General features: G+C 52.8%; 15 protein-coding genes. 4 read left to right on the forward strand and 11 right to left on the reverse strand.

Translation table 11 applies throughout. The annotated features are described in order from the left end of the window. Nucleotides 1-104: 104 nt before the first annotated feature. Entirely contained in the window at nucleotides 105-890 is a 786-nt protein-coding gene (locus tag DYU11_RS03540; RefSeq protein WP_119666244.1) for a lipoprotein signal peptidase, read from the forward strand. Nucleotides 891-968: 78 nt separating this feature from the next. On the opposite strand, the gene DYU11_RS03545 is transcribed toward DYU11_RS03540, so the two are convergent. From DYU11_RS03545 to uppS, 5 genes are all read right to left on the reverse strand, one after another. Beyond that, nucleotides 969-2,558 carry a hypothetical protein gene (locus tag DYU11_RS03545; protein ID WP_119666245.1) on the reverse strand — a complete coding sequence of 530 codons (1,590 nt, stop codon included), beginning with the start codon at nucleotides 2,556-2,558 and terminating at the stop codon, nucleotides 969-971. A 201-nt stretch (nucleotides 2,559-2,759) separates the two neighbouring features. Beyond that, a complete protein-coding gene (locus DYU11_RS03550; RefSeq protein ID WP_119666246.1) occupies nucleotides 2,760-3,419 on the reverse strand; it encodes an OmpH/Skp family outer membrane protein in 660 nt (219 codons plus the stop codon). A gap of 20 nt (nucleotides 3,420-3,439) precedes the next feature. After that, the gene (locus DYU11_RS03555; RefSeq protein WP_119666700.1) at nucleotides 3,440-4,078 is read right to left on the reverse strand and encodes an OmpH/Skp family outer membrane protein; all 639 of its coding nucleotides are present in this window, start codon (nucleotides 4,076-4,078) and stop codon (nucleotides 3,440-3,442) included. Between the two features lie 96 nt (nucleotides 4,079-4,174). Continuing rightward, the gene (gene bamA, locus DYU11_RS03560) at nucleotides 4,175-6,739 is read right to left on the reverse strand and encodes an outer membrane protein assembly factor BamA (RefSeq protein WP_374755984.1); all 2,565 of its coding nucleotides are present in this window, start codon (nucleotides 6,737-6,739) and stop codon (nucleotides 4,175-4,177) included. 137 nt (nucleotides 6,740-6,876) lie between these two features. Next, entirely contained in the window at nucleotides 6,877-7,614 is a 738-nt protein-coding gene (gene uppS / locus DYU11_RS03565; RefSeq protein WP_119666248.1) for an undecaprenyl pyrophosphate synthase, read from the reverse strand. 252 nt (nucleotides 7,615-7,866) lie between these two features. Between uppS and DYU11_RS03570 the strand changes: the two genes are divergently transcribed. The 3 genes from DYU11_RS03570 to DYU11_RS03580 all read left to right on the forward strand — a co-directional run bounded on the left by DYU11_RS03570 (nucleotide 7,867) and on the right by DYU11_RS03580 (nucleotide 10,846). Beyond that, the gene (locus tag DYU11_RS03570) at nucleotides 7,867-8,823 is read left to right on the forward strand and encodes a fasciclin domain-containing protein (protein WP_229365683.1); all 957 of its coding nucleotides are present in this window, start codon (nucleotides 7,867-7,869) and stop codon (nucleotides 8,821-8,823) included. Nucleotides 8,824-8,826: 3 nt separating this feature from the next. Then, nucleotides 8,827-9,882 carry an MBL fold metallo-hydrolase gene (locus DYU11_RS03575; protein ID WP_119666249.1) on the forward strand — a complete coding sequence of 352 codons (1,056 nt, stop codon included), beginning with the start codon at nucleotides 8,827-8,829 and terminating at the stop codon, nucleotides 9,880-9,882. A gap of 145 nt (nucleotides 9,883-10,027) precedes the next feature. After that, entirely contained in the window at nucleotides 10,028-10,846 is an 819-nt protein-coding gene (locus tag DYU11_RS03580; RefSeq protein ID WP_158600210.1) for an FKBP-type peptidyl-prolyl cis-trans isomerase, read from the forward strand. A 173-nt stretch (nucleotides 10,847-11,019) separates the two neighbouring features. Here the strand turns inward: DYU11_RS03580 and DYU11_RS03585 are convergent, their stop codons facing one another. From DYU11_RS03585 to DYU11_RS03610, 6 genes are all read right to left on the reverse strand, one after another. Continuing rightward, nucleotides 11,020-12,228 (reverse strand): right-handed parallel beta-helix repeat-containing protein, encoded by a 1,209-nt coding sequence (locus DYU11_RS03585; protein ID WP_158600211.1) that lies wholly within the window; start codon nucleotides 12,226-12,228, stop codon nucleotides 11,020-11,022. 249 nt (nucleotides 12,229-12,477) lie between these two features. Next, a complete protein-coding gene (locus DYU11_RS03590; protein WP_119666252.1) occupies nucleotides 12,478-13,257 on the reverse strand; it encodes a 3-hydroxyacyl-CoA dehydrogenase in 780 nt (259 codons plus the stop codon). An 8-nt stretch (nucleotides 13,258-13,265) separates the two neighbouring features. After that, entirely contained in the window at nucleotides 13,266-15,290 is a 2,025-nt protein-coding gene (locus tag DYU11_RS03595) for an FAD-dependent oxidoreductase (RefSeq protein WP_119666253.1), read from the reverse strand. 36 nt (nucleotides 15,291-15,326) lie between these two features. Then, nucleotides 15,327-16,016, reverse strand: coding sequence for a YjjG family noncanonical pyrimidine nucleotidase (locus tag DYU11_RS03600; protein ID WP_119666254.1), 690 nt, complete (start codon nucleotides 16,014-16,016; stop codon nucleotides 15,327-15,329). A gap of 97 nt (nucleotides 16,017-16,113) precedes the next feature. Continuing rightward, nucleotides 16,114-16,419, reverse strand: a complete 306-nt coding sequence (locus DYU11_RS03605; protein ID WP_119666255.1) for a (2Fe-2S) ferredoxin domain-containing protein — start codon at nucleotides 16,417-16,419, stop codon at nucleotides 16,114-16,116. A 41-nt stretch (nucleotides 16,420-16,460) separates the two neighbouring features. After that, nucleotides 16,461-18,638, reverse strand: a complete 2,178-nt coding sequence (locus tag DYU11_RS03610; RefSeq protein WP_119666256.1) for a tetratricopeptide repeat protein — start codon at nucleotides 18,636-18,638, stop codon at nucleotides 16,461-16,463. Nucleotides 18,639-18,825: the final 187 nt, after the last annotated feature.

An 18,825-nucleotide genomic window follows, 5' to 3' on the forward strand; every position in this document is an offset into this window, starting at 1 on the left:
CATTGGGACGGATTAAACGGACTTTTCCGTACAAATCCGTCCCAATTTGTTTCAATCCGCGTTTATATGATAAGCCCAATGCGTAGGGCAGCTATCTTTGTGATATGATTCGGAAAAGTCCCCTCAAGTTTTTTTTGCTGACCTTAGCCTTAATTGTCCTGGATCAGGGGGTAAAGCTGGCTGTACATTTCTACATGGCTCCTGGCTTTGCAGGCCAGATTAAAGTAATCGGCGACTGGCTCAAGTTGCATTACGTACTGAATCCGGGCATGGCTTTTGGTATGCAGCTGGGCTACGAATACGGTAAATTAATTTTGAGCGTATTTCGGTTACTGGCTATGGTCGGCATTGGCTATTATCTGGTGAATCTGGCGCATCGGGGCGCCCCTGACGGGCTGCTCTGGGCCATGGCCATGATTCTGGCTGGGGCGGTCGGCAATGTTATTGACAGTACGTTTTACGGCGTTTTTCTGGGTAATGCGCCCTACGGATCGCCGACACCCTGGTTTCATGGCCAGGTGATCGATATGATTTTTGTCGATGTATGGGAAGGCTTCATTCCGGAGTGGGTACCGGTCTGGGGTGGTCAATATTATTCGACACCTATTTTTAATATTGCGGACTCCTGCATTTTTGTTGGCGTCTGCCTGATCCTGCTGTTTCAGCGTCGTTTCTTTGGTGAGCCACCAGTTGAAGATTCTATTTTGCCCTCCGACGGCCCAGACGCAACCGAAGCCGCCGTTCTGCCCGCGGCCGAATTCAGTCATGATACAGCCACCTCGTCTGCCGATACGGATCCCTCTGTCGACGCGGCTCAATCATCGGATGAAGATGCCCGGCCATCGCCGGCGCCCGTTCTTCCCGATACCCCCAAGGAAACAAATCAATAGGATTGAGATCTGAAACGATAGAAAACGGCCACCGTTGCGCAACGGTGGCCGTTTTACGTATACGATGGCTTAAGATATCTACTGGGTTTCTTCCAGCGGGGTAAAATCCTTGAAGGTCTGCTTAATCGCTTTGTCGCTGGCTTCTTTCTTGTTCTGCCAGTTTGCATCCAACTCCAGGGCAACCAGACCACTCAGACTCATTGAACCTCGAAACTCATCAAGTTTCTTGATAAACTCACCATTACGACGGGATGACTTCAAGGCAAATTCGCGGGCAAATACGTTTCCTCGGTTCTGAATTTCGCTTTTTTTGTTCAGCACGTAGTTGTACCGATCCAGCAAGTCCTTCATTGACTTACCGACGACTTCCGTTGCTTCAAGCGTACCCATCGTCATTACGGCCGTTCCGCCAATGGCCGAAATAAGGCGACCGTTCTTTTGAGCCTCCGGGCTCGTACTCGCTCCCGTTACGGCCGGCGTAACGCCAGTCACGGCCCCTAGTGAAGCATTGGCCACCGATCGATTACGTTTCCCCTTTTTGGCTCGTTTGTAGTCTTTTTTGAGCTCTTCCTCCTTATCCGCCAATTGCTCAACCAGGTTCCAGGCACTCACCAGCGCCTGGCGGTATTGCGTGTAGTAATACCGGTCTTTCTCTCCCTCATTAATCGTATTGTATACTGTAAACGAAACCTTACGTTCTTCCCGGTTCTGAGCTTTATCAAGCACGTAGAAAGTCAAGACCGTCCGTAATGAGTCATACGGATCCTTGACGAAATTATAGCCTGGCTGCCAGATAAACTCGTATTGATTCTCTGTATTTTTGATTAAGGCCTGTTTGGGGATCTGCTGATTATCGGCCAGAAAGTCAAATGTCGTGATGTCATCGTCCCCGTTTGGATCTGACAGATAAAATTTCAGGTTAACGGTCTGGTTCTCACGCAGCCGGTAATGCGTTTCCTTCGGAATGATAGCAATGTCGGGCGGCAGGTCCATTTCGGTCACTTCCAGTTTCAAGCGCCCTTTAGTTCTCGACTTGGCGGGTTGGTCTTCTACCCAGAACTCAATGTACTGGGGCGATTTTTTGAGCTTGTTGAACTGACTCAATGATAATGTCCACGTCAATTCGCCCTGACTTGTCAGCTTACTCCCTTCGGGCATCTGGTCCAGAACTGGAATAAACACAATCGGGTCGCCATCTTCGTCGCGAATCATAGCGGAATCCATCTTGTACGTATTCTGGGCGCGGTAACGCACGTAGAAAGGCCGCAGATCACCGATGGTAGGCGGTCTGTTGACGTGCAGTACCTTAAAATCAACGGACTGCGTAACGCTTTGCCCGCGCTGATTGCGGGCTTCAAAAATCACTGAAATTACTTTTGTTGTCTGAATCCGGTCGGCTATGTCAAAACTTGGTGTCCAACTGAAAGAGCCTACGGAATCGAAATTCATACCATGTTGCCGGCCCTGAGCAATCGAAAAGGTTACGGTATCATCAGGAGCCCCAACGGCTTTAATCGTGAAGCGTACAGAGTTTCCTTCGGGTATAACGTTCCAATCGGTTTGTGTAGGAAGGACTATTTGTAATGACTTCGTATCTTGAGCATAACTGCTACCGATTGCCCACAGGCACATCAGCAGCCACGTCATACTACCAGCGTTTCGAATCATGAGCGACAGGTTAGATAGTAGTTTACGTTAAGAAACGTAAAAGTAAAGCTAAGATTTTGTCAACAGGCTTGAAATCGGCTCTTTTTGATACTTTTCTTAGCCAGATAAGAAATTTGCTGTTATTATATTAAATTTTTCTAAGAAAAATCGTAACAAAAAAGCCGCCCGGATAAGGCGGCTTTTTCATTATAGCAATGACTTTTAGTTCTTCTTCGGAGTCGTTGTAGAACCTGCCGCCGGAGCAGAGCCACCTGCATTAGCGGGCTTGTTGGCTGTTGCTGCTTTCGACGGGTCGATACCCAGTTTTTTCAGCACCAGGTCCGTGATGTTATCCTGCGGAGGAGCTACCAGCAAAATAGGAATTGTATTCGCCCCCGCATCCAGATTGAACACGTACGTGTAACTGTTTTCTGCGGCAACGGCGTCAATAGCCTTCTGGATCTTCTGAACCACAGGGTTCACCAGCTGCTGGTATTTGGTCTGCAACGACTGCTCAGCCGTCCGGCCAAATTCCTGAATCCGCGCCTGAAGGCTTTGCAGTTCGGTCTCGCGATCTTTACGGATCACGTCGGTCATCGAAGCGGCCCCTTTCTCGTAGGCGTTGTATTTATCTTCCAGTTCTTTCTGCATCCGCTTCAGTTCGTTTTCTGACTGCGTCCGCTGAATGGTCAACTGGTTGGTAATATCTTTCGATTCGGGCGTCTGACCCAGGATGTAATCAATGTTCGTATAACCCAGCTTCACCGGAGCTGCCGCGGTTGTGGCGCCCGCTGCCGGCGTAGAAGCCTGGGCCTGTGCCCGTGCGTTCAAACCACCTGCAAGCAGAGCCGTTGCGAACGCCATGACGAGAGTTTTTTTCATTTCGAATTAGTTGTTAGTACTTACTTTGGTTTTGTGGTTGTTTTGTTTGCAGGGTCACCGGGGGCTGGCGTACCAGAACCAGCAGCTGGTGTTGTCGTTGTGGGACTAGTGTTAACGGCTGTTGATTTTTTGGCTTTGCTGTCGGCATCCAGTCCCAATTCTTCCATAACGTAGTCGGTGTAATCGTGGCGCGGATTGGTGTACAACATCACAAAGTCACTGGCTTTATCGAACATAAAATCCAGCTTTCTCTGCAACGACACTTTCTCGATTGCCCGGTTTACCAACTCCATCGGTGCCTTCATGAGTTCCTTCTTCTTCTGAAAAAGCAGGCCTTCATACCCAAACACCTTATTGTTGTATTCGCGGGCTTCGCGCTCCCGGTCACTGATCACCCGCTGCCGTTCGCGTTTCATATCTTCGGTCAGCAGAATTTCTTCGGCCTGATACGCTTTCTGTAGTTTCTCGATTTCCAGGTATTTATCCTGAATATCTTTCGACCACTTATCGGTGAACTTGTCTATTTCGCCCAGTGCCTTCTGGTACTCCGGCATCTTGCTGAATACAAACTCCGTATCAACGTATCCGAACTTCTGCGCCCGTGCTGGAACTGCCAGCCAAACAAAGCACAAAAGTACGAAAAATATAGCTTTTTTCATAATCAACCGGTTGGACATCAGATGTTAGAGTTGGTGGAATTATAGTCGATCTTTTTTGTCTACTATACAAACTCTAACGTCTGACAACCTGAAATCTTATCTGAATTGCTGACCAATTGTGAAGTGGAATTGTCCGCCAGGGCCGTTCTTAACCCCCGGGATCCGGTCGAAACCGTAGCCATAGTCAATACCGATCAGGCCGAAGGCCGGCATGAAGATCCGGGCGCCAAAACCAGCCGACCGCTTCAGGTCAAACGGGTTGTACTGTTTGTAACTTCCCCAGTTGTTACCAGCCTCCAGGAAGCCGAGTACGAAGATTGTGGCCGATGGATTCAGCGATACCGGGTAGCGAAGTTCGGCGACGAACTTGTTGTAGGCGACCCCGCCCTGACTGCGTGCGGTAGCATCGGTAGCCCGGTCATAGTCAGCTGTAAACACAGAGCGATCGTCGTAACCCCGCAGACCGATGATGTCCTGCGCCAGGGCAAATTGTCCCTGACCGGCCAGACCCGATCCACCCAGCACGAATCGCTCAAACGGACCGATCTGCGTGCGCTTGTTGTAGCTGCCCAGGAAACCCATGTGCGCCCGCGCATTCAGAACCAGCTTGCCGAATACGGTCTGGAACCAGCTCGCATCGAACATCCACTTGTGGTACTCAACCAGCTTGTATTTGTCTTCGGGCGTTGAGGTTTCAACCGAGCGGAAGGCCGACCAGGGGGGCGTGAATGAACCACTCAGGGAGAACGACGACCCCGATCGGGGGAACTGCGGATTGTCAATACTATTGCGCGACAGGGTGGTATTGAACGTAATGTTGTTCGAGATACCGTTCCGGTAGCCGATGTAGAAAATATCGAGGTTATTCAGATCGTAGCGCTGGTACGACAGCGAGTGGCTCAGCGAGAAGTAGTCGTCGGGCACTTTCAACTGACGGGCCAGACCAACGCTGAACGACGTATTAACGTACGAACCAATTGGTACTGCCCCACGGGTCGACCGGCTGTACAGATCGGTAAAGCTGTAGGACCGATACACCGTATGGTTGACGCCCACCGACAGCGCATTAGGCTTCCGGCCACCCAGCCACGGCTCCGTGAACGACAGCGAGTACACCTGGAATTGCTTACCACTGGCCTGGAAACGTAGCGAAACCCGCTGACCATCGCCGGCCGGCAGCGGCCGCCATGCACTGAAGTTCGGGATATTGCGGGCCGAGAAGTTGTTGAACGTCAGGCCGAGCGTACCGACAAAGCCCACGTAGCCGCCCCAGCCACCGGACAGTTCGATCTGATCGCTTGGTTTTTCTTCAACGCTATACTCAATATCCACGGTACCGTCGTTCTGCGGCACCGGATTGATACCAATTTTCTCCGGGTCAAAGTAGCCGAGCGTAGCCAGTTCGCGCTGCGTCCGGATCAGGTTCGTTTTTGAAAATTTCTGACCGGGCAGCGTCCGGATGGAGCGCATCACTACGTGGTCGCTGGTTTTCGTGTTACCATTGAGCACGATCCGGTTGATGGTCGCCTGTTTGCCTTCAAAAACCCGGATTTCGAGGTCGATCGAATCGCCTTCGATGGTCTTCTCAACCGGCTGGGCATTATAATACAGGTACCCATCATCCATGTACAGCGAACTCAGGTCCTGCCCGGGGTTGCCGTTCATTTTCTTTTCCAGATCTTCTGGGTCGTAGACATCGCCTTTGGTGACACCAAGCACCTCCCGCAAGCGGGCGTCGGTGTACAGGTAATTTCCCGAGAATTCGATGTTGCGGTAGTAGTATTTGCGGCCTTCATTGATCCGCAGCACAATGTCGATTGTTTTACCGCCGTTGTTGATGATCGTATCCTCCTCGATCATCGCGTCGCGGTAACCCAACTTATTGTAATACTCAATCAGCTTCTGCTTATCCTCTTCGTACTTTTTTGGTACAAATTTCGAGGGCGTGAACAACCGGCCAAAGCGCATCTCCTTTGTGCTCTTCAGCTTCATCCGGACCTTGGCTTCCTCCACTTCCGAACGGCCATCGAAGGTGATCTTGTTGATTTTCACTTTCTGGCCTTTATCGACCAGCACGCGCATTGTAGCGTTGTTGCGCGTACTGTCGGGCACGGTCGTAATCTTTACTTTCGTGTTCAGGTAGCCCTTATCCACAAAAAACTTACGAACGGCCAGTTGGGTGTTCTTGGTAACTGTGTTGGTAACGATCTTACCCAGGTTCAGCTTTACTTTATCCTTTAGCTGATCCTGTTCACCTTTTTTAACCCCCAGGAAGTTAACGCGATATAACCGGGGCCGCTCCTGCACCCGGAAACTCATCGCAATTTTATCGCCGTTTACATTCGTTGCGAAGAGTTCGACGTTATCCAGCAGGCCGGAGTCCATCAGCTTGCGGATCGACGAGCCGACGGCCTCGCCGGGAATCCGGATTTTATCCCCTACTTTAAGACCCGACAGCGACACCAGTGAGTTTGGGTCGAGGTAGCGGGTGCCCGTTACGGTAAGGCCGGTAATTTCGTATTCTTTTGGATTGGCGTAATCGCTCAGTTCCGTAGAACTGGTTGAGGTCGTCGCATCATCCCGACCGACGCCTACGCCCACGCGTACCTGTGCCCGGCTTACGCCCGACCCCAGACAGAGGAGCAGCAAGGCCCCTAAAATACATTTTACAGATCGTTCCAAGTGTGGTACGTGTCTAGATAGTTTTCAGTTTACGGTTTTCGGCATCCGGTATCCGGCGGGCAGCTTCCAGGCAGCGTCGCTGTGGCTCCACTGGCCAGATACTGTATGCCGTTCCCCTATTTTACTAACTGCTCGCTCGTTTTACCGAATCGGCGTTCGCGCTGCTGATAGCTCAATATGGCTTCGTACAAGTGCTTTCTGCGGAAATCAGGCCAGAGCACATCCGGCATGTACAGTTCCGAGTAGGCCAGTTGCCAGAGCAAAAAGTTGCTGATGCGCATCTCTCCGCTGGTGCGGATCATCAATTCGGGATCAGGAATGCCTTTCGTGCTCAGAAACTGCCCAAACACCTGCTCATCAATTTCGCCGGGGGTAAGCCGTCCGTCGCGCACTTCGGCCGAGATCTGCCGCACAGCCTCCAGAATCTCCCAGCGCCCGCTGTAGCTCAAGGCCAGCACCAGGGTCAGTCCGGTATTCTGTTCGGTTTCGCGCATGGCCTCGGCCAGTTCGTGCCGGCAATCGATAGGCAGGCTTTCCGTGTTGCCGATGGTCGCCAGCCGAACGTTGTTGTCCATCAACGTTTTGATTTCGCCCCGGATGGTGTGCACCAGCAGTTGCATGAGCGCATCCACCTCAAATTTGGGACGATTCCAGTTCTCGGTCGAGAAGGCGTAAAGTGTTAAAAATTTTACGCCCAGTTCTGCACAACCTTCCGTTACTTCCCGTACGGCCTTGATGGCGTTTCGGTGACCGAATACCCGGGCAGCTCCCTGCCGTTTGGCCCAGCGTCCGTTTCCGTCCATGATAACGGCAATATGTTGGGGCAGATTGCTCGGGTCAATGTGTTCCTTCATCCCAGGGGGATAGTTTTAACAATAATTAAGAGAATCTCTGTTACAGAGCAACAAGGCTGCGAAGTTACACAATTCAGGACTGGGATTCAAGGTAATCACCCTCGGTTGTTATATCATCCCGATCAGATCACAGCCTGCATTCTTTTGGTTCCGGCTACTTACCCATTGTTGCGTACTATATTTGTCCGGAAGAAACATAAGCCGGGTCTTTACGTTTTTAAACCAACTCACATACACCGTTTTTCCTTAGTCATGCACAAGGCTTTTTCTTACCTGTTTTGCCGGATCAGTGCCCTGTTTGTTATGATGCTGACAGTGGTTAGCTGCCAGACCGACGAAGACGCCAGCCCGAAAACCATACCCGACGTTGTGCTGGAAGACCCTCAGTTCAGTATCCTCCGTGCGGCCATTACGTATGCGGGCGTCGGTGATAACCTGAAAGGTGGCAACCTGACCCTGTTCGCCCCCGACAACACCGCCTTCCAGGCGTCGGGCTTCCTCGACGAAGCGGCTGTTACGAGCGTACCGAAAGATCAGTTGCGGAGTATTCTGCTGTACCATGTGCTCTCGGCCGGGGTTAATTCGGCAGACATCCCAGCCGGACAAAGTCAGGTAGAAACGGCCAGTCGGGGGGTGTTGTACATTAACAACGCCAGCAACGGCACCCTCTTCGTGAACGGCGCCCGGGTGACCAGGGCCAACGTGCAAACGGCTAACGGTATCATTCACGTCATCGATAAAGTGCTTACTCCCTCGGCCGGTACTACGTTGCAGGCCATCGAGACCAACCCGAATCTGACGTTTCTGACGGCCGCCATTCGCCGGATCGAGACGGTTAATCCAACGATAACGGCCACGCTGAGCAGCACGAGCGCCAGCAGCCAGCCGGTAACGGTACTGGCCCCCGACGACAATGCGTTCCGGGCGTCGCGGACGTACAGCACACTGGCGAGCATACAGGCCGCCAATCCGCAGGCGCTGGCGAGTGTGCTGCTCTACCACGTACTGCCGGGTGCTACGATGTCGTATCAGTTCCAGCCGGGCAGCGTCAATACGTTGCTGACCAACAGCCGGGTGGTGGTCAACGTATCGGGTAGTTTAATCACCGTAAAAGGCAATGGAAACACCATTCCGGCAACCGTCAGACGAGCCGATCAGGTAACCAACAACGGGGTTCTTCACGTCATAGACCAGGTGCTGATCCCCTAAGCCATGCCGTCCAAACTTTTGTTGATCATTGGCGTTTTTGCCGTACTGCTGGTTGCAACAGCCCTGCTGATCGGCTACCTGATTTCGGCTCCCCGCTACGTTGGTCCTGTCAGCGATCACTTCGACGGGCAGGTATTCCGGAACCTCGGCGATACCCAGCCCAAAGGGTTTCGGGAATTGCTTGGCTGGCTGCTGAACCGTGAGCAGGGCCAATGGGCATCCTATCATAATGAGCCGCCGGGCCCTCCCCCGCCCGACCGGGTTCATGACCAGTCGATCCGGGTGACGTTTATCAACCATTCGACCGTACTGATTCAAACGGAAGGGCTGAATATCCTGACCGATCCCATCTACTACGAACGGGTGAGCCCTTTTCAGTTTGCGGGCCCCAGGCGGAATCAGCCACCCGGTATCCGTTTCGATGAGCTGCCCCGCATCGACATCCTGCTGCTGAGCCACAACCACTGGGACCACCTCGATATCGGCACCGTGCAGAAAATCTGCGCCCGTGATCAGCCACGGGTCTTTTGTCCGCTTGGCGTCAAGACGTTTCTGGATCAGCAGGGCTGCCGGAACGTAACGCAGCTCGACTGGCGCGAGTCGGCTGTCTACAACGACAGTGTTACGGTTCACTGCGTACCGGCGCAGCACTTTTCCGGCCGCGGCATATTTGACCGGAACGCTACGTTATGGGCCGGATTCGTGCTGGATACCAAAGCGGCCGGGCGCATCTATTTTGCCGGCGACTCAGGTTATGGAGCATTCTTTAAGGAAATTGGCCGGCAATTCGGTCCACTCCGTCTGGCCCTGATTCCGATCGGTGCTTACAAACCGCCTTCGTTCATGTCGCCGGTGCATTGTTCGCCGGCCGAAGCGGTACAGATTCATGAGGATGTGCGGGCGGAGCGGACCGTAGCCATTCACTTCGGTACGTTCCCGCTGGCCGACGACGGCGAAAACGAGCCAGTCGTCGATTTATCGAAAGCTTTGGTCGCCAGGGGGATACCTGCCGAGCGCTTTCGGGCGTTAAAAAATGGCGAAAGTCTGGTGATAAATTAAAATTATTTAAGAAGCTTACCAACGCTTTCGCACCTTAAGGGGTCAATACGTGTTGAGAAACATATTTGTTTGATAACTTCATTTCATGAGTACATCAAAAGCTTTAATTGGTAGCGCGCTGTTACTGGCAGGTTTGACTGGCTGTATGAATTCGCTCGATTCAACAGAGATTCCGGATAACGATGCTCAGATACAGACCTACGCAACCAAGAAAAACCTGACAGTACAGCGTACCGATAAGGGCCTGTATTACGTCATTACTACGCCCAATCCCAACGGAAAGAAAGCTCAGATTGGAGACGAAGTCGAGTTTATGTTTAAGCTCTATAATCTGAATGACGAGTTTCTGGACAGTACCCGTAAAGACTCGGCCGTTTACTACCAGTTCACGAATCAATACCTATTCCTGCCGGGGCTTCAGGATGGCATCGGGCTGATGCGCGAAGGCGAAAAAGCTACGTTGCTGGTGCCGTATAACCTGGCGTACGGCAATCAGGCCGTTGGCGACAAATTACCCGCTTATTCACCCGTTCGGTTTGATGTTACGTTCCTGCGGTCGCGCACCGAAGACGAACAGATCGATGAATACATCAAGCGGGCTAAATTGACCAACGTCGAAAAAACGGCCAGTGGACTGCGCTTTGTTAAAACCAAAACGGTACCTTCGGCTGCAGCCCCAAACACCGGACAGAACTTACAGATCAGTTATTCGGGAAAATTACTACGTGGCTTAACGCCGTTCGACAGTGGCTTGACGGATAAAGTAGTAGGACAGACCAAATTTGTCCCTGGATTTGAAGAAGGACTGGCCCGGCTAAACGTTGGTGAAAAGGCCATCATCATTCTGCCTTCGTCCCTGGCTTACGGAACGGCCGGCGCGCAGAATCCGCCAAACTCAGGCCGGTACGTCATCCCGCCCTATGCACCAATCGTTTTCGAAATTGAATTGGTTTCGGCGCGATAGATCGTCTCGACGTGCTACAACAGAAAAGCCACTGCTTGAGCAGTGGCTTTTCTGTTGTAGGCCTGGCTGGCTACTCATATCCGTGTTATTCATGTATTACCCCCACCCCTGGAGGGGGCTGAAAGACCCGGATGGTTTAGCCTCCTTCAGGGGGTTGGGGGTAATACCCAGTATCAATTCGATGGCTGGTAACCAACCCCTTTGGGTGCTGCACCGGTGCCGTCGTAGTTGCCGGATTCAACGAGAGGAACCGTTTTGGGAGAACGGTCGAACAGAAACCGTTTATAATTTCGCGTGACCGTCTTACTCACCTCGTTTTTCTGGGTCTCGTTATAAAACCGGAAGGCGTCTTCACCAGCACCGTCGACGGTTACGTTCGTGAATTTGATGCTAACACCAGGCACTGAGTTAGCCCGTTCATCGACGAAGACACCGCAGGTGCCCGAATTAGTGATGAGGTTATTGTACACGTTCAGTGGACCCCGGTGCCCGACAATGATTAGTCCGATGTTGCGGGCTTTATCGATTTCATTATTGTAAAACTCACCCGAAACGCCCCCGCCAATCTGCACGCCATTGTCCTGGTAGGCGGCAAACGGTGACAGACCCGACGTTTTCACTTTGTTGTCATGCACTGAACTATTGGCTGCACAGGCATACTGAATCCCTTCGCAGCCCGCCCGCTCAATCAGGTTATGGTGGATTTCCAGCCCCTGAATCTCGTGCGGAAAAAGAGTTTTATTCACGCCCTCATTCCAGAAGGAATTGCCGATATACAGGCCTTCGCCCCGCGTATCGTGGACGTAGTTATGGTGAACCTTGACGTTGTACATCGTAAAGTTACCGCGCCAGGTAGTCGGGTCATTGGCCGCGGGGTCGGTTTTGGCCATGATCCCGGCGAAACCAGCCGTGTCGATCTCTACCCGATTGATGTCTACGTCGGAGCTTTTGCCGGCAATAACCAGGGCACTTACATCTTTGTAAGGAGCCCCAATTTTAAAACCATAGGGAATGTTAGCGGCTCCTTGACCCGTCAGGACGAAATAGCGCGACGAAGAAAACGATACGTTACTCTGATTAACCTCGGTCGAGTACACCCGCACAAGCCCTTCGTAGTTAATAAACACAATAGGCTTATCCTCACTGCCCGTAAAGTTCCGAAATCGGAAGAACGTGTATTCGCCGGCTTTAATGCCAATGGTATCCCCGGGCTTAACGCCCATCGCTACCCCATCGTGCAGCCCCGATTTATCAATGATAAACTTAGGTTTGAACACGCTTGACCCGGGTTGAGGGGTCGGGGCGGGAGCAGTTGGTTTGTCCTCTGCGGGCTTGCAGTTAGACAGCAGCAACGTCAGCAGTAGGGCTGCAAATGCGTTCATTGGTAGTGTTTTTCTAAATCGGTTCATCATCGGCGTCTCGATAGTTAAACGGGACCAGATCGCACCAATCGGCAATCGAACGGGAATCTGTTACAAGAGACTGATTAACAGCCGCCTGATTACGTAACGACAAATTAGAGGATACCACCAATTATTCTTGCTGCATTTACTAGGCGGTTGCTAAAGCTGGCAAAAATGATAGTTTTTCCAGGGAGTGTGATAACTCCAATTGGCTCCGGCAACCCGATTCTATTTGGGGGCCATCCGGATGGCCCCATCCAGGCGAATGACTTCGCCGTTCAGCATCGGATTTTCGATAATGGCCTTTGCTAATTGCGCATATTCGGCCGGTCGGCCGAGTCGCGAAGGAAACGGTACCTGCTGGCCCAGCGACAACCGGGCTTCTTCGGGCAGTCCGGCCAGCAACGGCGTTTCGAACAGACCGGGGGCGATCGTCATGACCCGAATGCCCGACCGGGACAGATCACGGGCGATGGGTAACGTCATGCCGACGATTCCGCCTTTCGACGCCGAGTAGGCCGCCTGTCCGATCTGACCGTCGTAGGCCGCTACCGATGCCGTATTGATGATGACCCCCCGTTCGCCCTCATGGTTCGGCTCGTTTTTTTCCATGGCGAAAGCCGCCAGCCGGATAACGTTGAACGTTCCGATCAGGTTGATCTTGACACTTTTCTCAAAAGCCGTCAGTGCATGGGGTCCATACACACCATCGACCTTACCAATGGTTTTACGAGCTTCGGCAATCCCCGCACAGTTGACGTTGATGTGCAGCCCGCCGAACGTCTGAACGGCCAGATCAACGGCGGCCTGTACGTCGGCTTCGCTGGTTACGTCCGTTTTGATGAAGCGCGTAGTTGATCCAAGTTCTTCGGCCAGTGCCCGGCCGCGTTGTTCGTTCAGGTCCAGAATAACGACGTTTACCCCATGCTGGGACAGAAGCCGGACGGTAGCCTCGCCTAAGCCGGAGGCCCCTCCAGTGACGATGGCCGTAGTTTGTTGAAGTTGCATGAAATCAGTTAATTGACAGGAATAAATAAGATTGCATCGGCCACAACGACGCCGTTTGCTCCGTCGCTGCTAAGCTCCAGAAACGGGGCTGAGCCTTTCTGTAACCGGTGTTCGCCGAGGCTGATCCAGTCGTTGGCCTGTGGCTGCTGATTCAAACTGAGTTGCTTAACCGACTGGCCATCGTGGAGACGTATCGTTACCCGGCTGGCCTTCTCCGTTTGTAGTCCATATTCGCCGGGGTTTCCTCCTCCGCCCGACAAAACCGGATTGTACACGTAAACAGCGTACCGGCCAGGACGGTTATCCGGCAGCATGAACTGAACGGAGCCAGACTTATCTTTTGCGCTATGCACCAGCATCGACGTACCGTATTTGCCGCCCTGGGTCTCGCGTTTCCACTGGCCCGTTAACCGGACCCGATTGGTATCGTCGTTGTCGATCAGTATCTCCGGAAGGCTGCCGGTCAACAGTGGATCGTTTGCCAGCCGGGCCTGTAGTTTCGTTACGTTAATGGCCTGCACGGCTTTTTGTTCGTCAATGGCCTGACAGGCAGCCAGAGCCGCTGCCTGCCCCAGTACCATGAAGACCGGCTCCATCCGAATCGAACCATAAGCAATGTGGCTGGCCGATAAACAGACCGGTACCAGTAGATTCTGGCACTGTCCTCGCTTCGGAACGAGCGCCCGGTAGCTGACCGGGTAGGGTGGAAAGCCGCCTACCTGAACATCGCCCTCATTCTTGACCATTTTTACGCCGTTTTTCTCGACGATCAGGCGCTGGCAATTATGGGAATCCATGGTATAGGCCGCCATTCCAACGCCGTCTTCCACCTTCGCTTTCCCCTCGCAGTTGGCCTGGGTCATAACGTACTCACCCACCAGCCGCCGGGCTTCGCGGATGTATAACTGGTGGGAAAAGTGCTCATTATCCACGTATTCATCCTTAGGGTACCCCCATTGACGCATCTCGTCGCGGAGGTGTTTCGGCATCCTGGGGTCGTGGCCGATGAAGTACAGCAGCCCCTTGGTATACGCTTCGTGTTCGTTGATGATCTGCGCCCGACGCTCATAACTGGCGTTTGGGTAGTCATGGTTAGCACCGATCATATCCGTCGAAAAACCACCGCAGTTGTTAATATCCGTCTTGCGATTTGGCATGGACACGAAGTGCATCAGATTCCAGGTTAGCTCCTTCGGGACCTTTTTCTCGATCTGTCGAAGCAGCAACTCGTAGCGGGTCGAATCGTAGTTGGTCGGTCGCGTAATGTCAATCTTATTCTTGGGGTCGTCGGTCAGGCACAGGCGGTAGTTATACGCCTGCACAGCGGCATCACCCGAGCCGTCGGGAGTCAGTTTGGTGTCGCTGATGCCGTAGAGCAATCCGCTTTCGGGTTTGCCGGGGATAACGTACGGGTCCACCCCATCAGGAAACTGGTGCTTGTCGAGATACTGCACGCCGTTCCAGGTTTCGCCATACTGGCTGTTGGCTTCGCGCCCGACCGTGAAGCTAACTCCGGCAAAAGCCATCAGGTCACCCTCGTAGGTGCAGTCGATGAACTGCCTGGCTTGTATGGTTCGGTTCGTTTGTTTGCGGGGCAAATCCGACTGCTCAAGTTCAATGGCCAGCAGTTTACTTCCGTCTTTACGCCCCCCCGCCAGCCGGTAGTTCATTAACACCGGTACGTTGTCTTGTTTCAGATATTGCCCGAACACGTTTTCGGCTACGTGCGGCTCAAACGTCCATTGCTCCAGCCGACCATAGTGTTTGCCGATCCGGCGGTAAAAATCACGCGCCAGTCCTGTTATTGCGAATTTGTTGCCGATATCCGTGGCACCGAGTCCCCCCGACGACAACCCACCCAGATGCCGTCCCGGCTCGATCAGAATGACGGACTTTCCCGCTTTTTTGGCCGCGTAGGCAGCCATAACGCCCGCCGACGTACCGCCGTATACACAGACATCGACCGTTTGCGCCCGCGAGACAAGCGACAACAGAAAAAGGCAACAGAAAAAGGTGGGGTTACGTAGCTTCATGCCTGCAAAAGTCGTGTGGGTATCGCTCTTACTGACTCACAGAATAGCCATCAGTTCTTTCCAGTGCTGAATGGTGTACGTCGGCGGATCGGGCACAATCTGACCCCGGGTGTTGTAAAATACGGTATCCATACCCACCGCCTTAGCGCCGAGAATATCCGCTTCGTAGTTGTCGCCGATCATCAGGCTCTCTTCCAGGGCCGCCCCGCTGACCGACAGCGCGTACTGAAAAATAAGCGGATCAGGTTTCTTGGCGTTCGCTTCCTGATTGGTTACTACGTAGGTGAAATAGTGGGCAATTTCGGCGCTATCGAGCTTTACGGCCTGAATTTCAGCAAATCCGTTGGTAATGATGTGCAGGGTATAGCGGCCGGTCAGGTAGTCCAGCACTTCCCGGGCCGAGTCGAGCAGGTGTGGCTTACGGGGCAGCAACCGCAGGTATTCATCGTTCAGATCCGCGCAGCAAGTTGTATCGGCAATGCCCAGCGCCTGAAACACGAGCGGAAAGCGGTTCTCGCGGATATACGAATGAGTAATTATGTTCTTATCGTAATCGGCCCAGAGCTTGTGGTTGATTTCAATGAAGTGACGACTAAATTCCTCGGCTGAACTAACTCCGAGCTTAACTAACCCAAATGAATCATAGATTTCCGCGATCGATTCGGCCGAGTTACGGTCAAAATCCCACAGCGTATGATCCAGATCGAAAAAAAGATGTTTATACATACCGTTACGACCTAGGACATTAATTGTTCCAGGTATCAAGTCCGGAGCGGCTGGACTTTGGCGCAGACCTGACACCTGGAACCTGAACTTTCTACACTTAAACCGGCAGCTTCAACCGCTCCACCGGCTGATCATTCACCAGGTGACTTTCGACAATTTCCTCTACGTCCGACAATTGTACATTGCCGTAATAAGTCCCCTCAGGATACACCACCAGGGCCGGCCCAAACGCACAGGCATCGAGGCATCCGGTCCGTTGGGCGCGAATCTCAATTTGCAACCCCCGGTCTTTCAGGGCTTGCTTGAAGGCTTCAACCAATTGCAGACCATGCTCTTCCCCGCAGGACTTTTTAGGGGCCGGTTTCTGGTTTGTACAGATAAAAACGTGCTTTTTGAACTTCATGACAACGGATTGAATTCAGGGCCAAAGGTAACACCGCCCCGTTAAACCGTTGCCATATCCGAAGAGGTAGGCAGGATAAAAATAAAGGTCGTTCCTTCGCCAGCGCCCGAATGCACTTCGTAGCGTCCATTCATGGCTTCTGTGCGGGCCTGAATGTTCCGCAGCCCCATACCCGATGCATCGACCCGCTCCAGTCCCCGCCCATTATCCTTGACGATCATGTTCAGTTCACCGTTGAAACGTCGGAACAGGATGTCGGCCTCTGTGGCTTCTGAATGGCGCAGAATGTTGCTACACAGTTCGATACAGATTGAATAGAGGTTGAATTCGGTTAGTTTATCCAGGCGTGTCAGTTCGGTTGTATCGAGCCGGAACGTAATCTGCTGCATCAAATTTAACTTGTCGGTGAGCCGAACGAGTGCTTCTGACAAACCCTGCTTCTCCAGCTCGTCAGGCTGCAGGTTATGAGACAGGTAGCGAATTTCGGCAAAAGCTTCTTTGGTCATCAGTTGGAGATTCTGATAAATCCGCTGCTCCGACTCCGACAGCCGGGTGGGATTCAGCGCCGACAAACTCCCCCGAATGGCGCTCAGCAACCCTCCCAGACTATCGTGCAGGTCGGCCGCCATCCGCTTTCGCTCCAGCGTCTGCCCGCGTAGCAACGCTTCCTGAATCTCACGGTTTTTGGCCCGGAGCTGATCGTTAGCCAGTTGCAGCTCCGCCGTCCGGATGGCGACTTTATCCTCCAGGCCCCGGTTCAGTTCTTCAATCTGCTGTTTCTGGCGGGCAATCAGCCGGCTCTTACGGAAGTAAACGATGGCGAAAATCAGGAACATCACCAACCCCATGGTCAGGAAAGTTCGCATCAGCGATTCCCGCTCAATATCCCGGCTCAGGGTATCGATCCGCGCCCGGTGTTCAATCCGGCTCTTTTCGGCTTCGGCCCGAAGCCGTTCAGTTTCAATACGTTGCTGCAGCTGGCTCATGCGGGCTTCACCAGCCAGTTGTTCTCGCTCCGCTTCGGCCCGCAACCGCGCAATTTCAGCCTGGCGCCGAATATTAATCAGTTGTTTCTGCTGGATAAGCTCCCGTTTTTCGGCTTCATCCCGAACCTTACTGATCGCATACTGATTTTGCATAGCCAGTATCTCCTCGATCCGTTTCTGCCGGTTCAGACTATCCTTAACCATGTTAAAATCTTCAAATTGAGCGAGTGCCTTTTCGGTTTGTCCATCGGCCCGATACGCCCGGTAGAGCGCCTGGCTGGCCATTTGCCGGATCCTCAGGTTTTCGCGCTCCCGGGCAACCGCCATCGCCTTTTCACCGTAGCTGATGGCCAGAGCAGGCTGCCCCGTCTGGGCGTAACACTCAGCCAGACGCGCCCACACCGACGCTTCGCCCACCACGTTATTCAGCCGTTTCCAGACGGCCAGCGCATTGTCGTAATAAGGAACGGCTCTGGTAAACTGCTGGCGAGCTATGTAAAAATCACCGAGCCGCTCTTCAGCATACGCAATGTTGGTCTGCGACGTCGTCTCGCGGGTAATACGCCGGCTTTCCTCAAACTGGGCCTGAGCGGCATCGTAGCGCTGTTGCCGTTCAAACACCTCCCCAATCTGGCTGGTAGCCTGCGCCAGCAGTAATCGTCGATTCTGCTTCGATACGAGCGTATTCTGGGGCAGTAGCGTCAGCACCGCCCGGTAGCTGTGCAGCGCGTTTGGGTAATCTTTCAGCAACGCATAAATGTCGCCCATGTTCATTTTCACCTGCCACAGGGGCGACGTAGCATGGGGAAGCGTTGCAGCCAGCGCAGACGCCTGCTGGTTAATTTGCAGTGCCTTGGGAAAATCGTTTTTCCGAATGCGGAAGTAGAACTCCTCCAGCATCAGCCCGCGCACCTGGTACAATACATGACCAGCCTGCTGAGCCTGCTGAACCAGCCGGTGGGCGTAGTGATAACTGCTGTCATTTGGATTAGCCCCCCACTGTTTGAAGACGACGGCCAGGTAGCGCAGGCCTTCCAGCTGCAGCGTATCCCGACGACGCCGGGGCGTAGCCGATTCGGTAGATCGCAAATATTGATGCCCCAGTGTTCGCAGGCTATCCATGTAGTGATGATCACCCCGGCGGTCGAAGTTCACTTCGGGCAATACTGAGCGCTGTGCAAAACAAGTTGTGCACCACATCAGCAAACCAATCCAAAGCGCCAGTGATCTCATCAGGTTACGTATTGAACGATAGTCGTTAATACGAAGCTTAAAAGTAAACACTGTAGTCAGATTATCAATTGTTTAACGGTCAAAATCTTTGGTTATCCGAATGAATTGTTAGTTTTGCCGTATGAACTGCGCACCAGTAGTGACGAATCGTCTGCCAACCGTTCAAAAAATTTTTCAAGCAATTTAA

Origin of the sequence: Fibrisoma montanum, from assembly GCF_003583365.1 — a bacterium.
In the GTDB taxonomy this organism is placed as follows: Bacteria; Bacteroidota; Bacteroidia; order Cytophagales; family Spirosomataceae; genus Fibrisoma; species Fibrisoma montanum.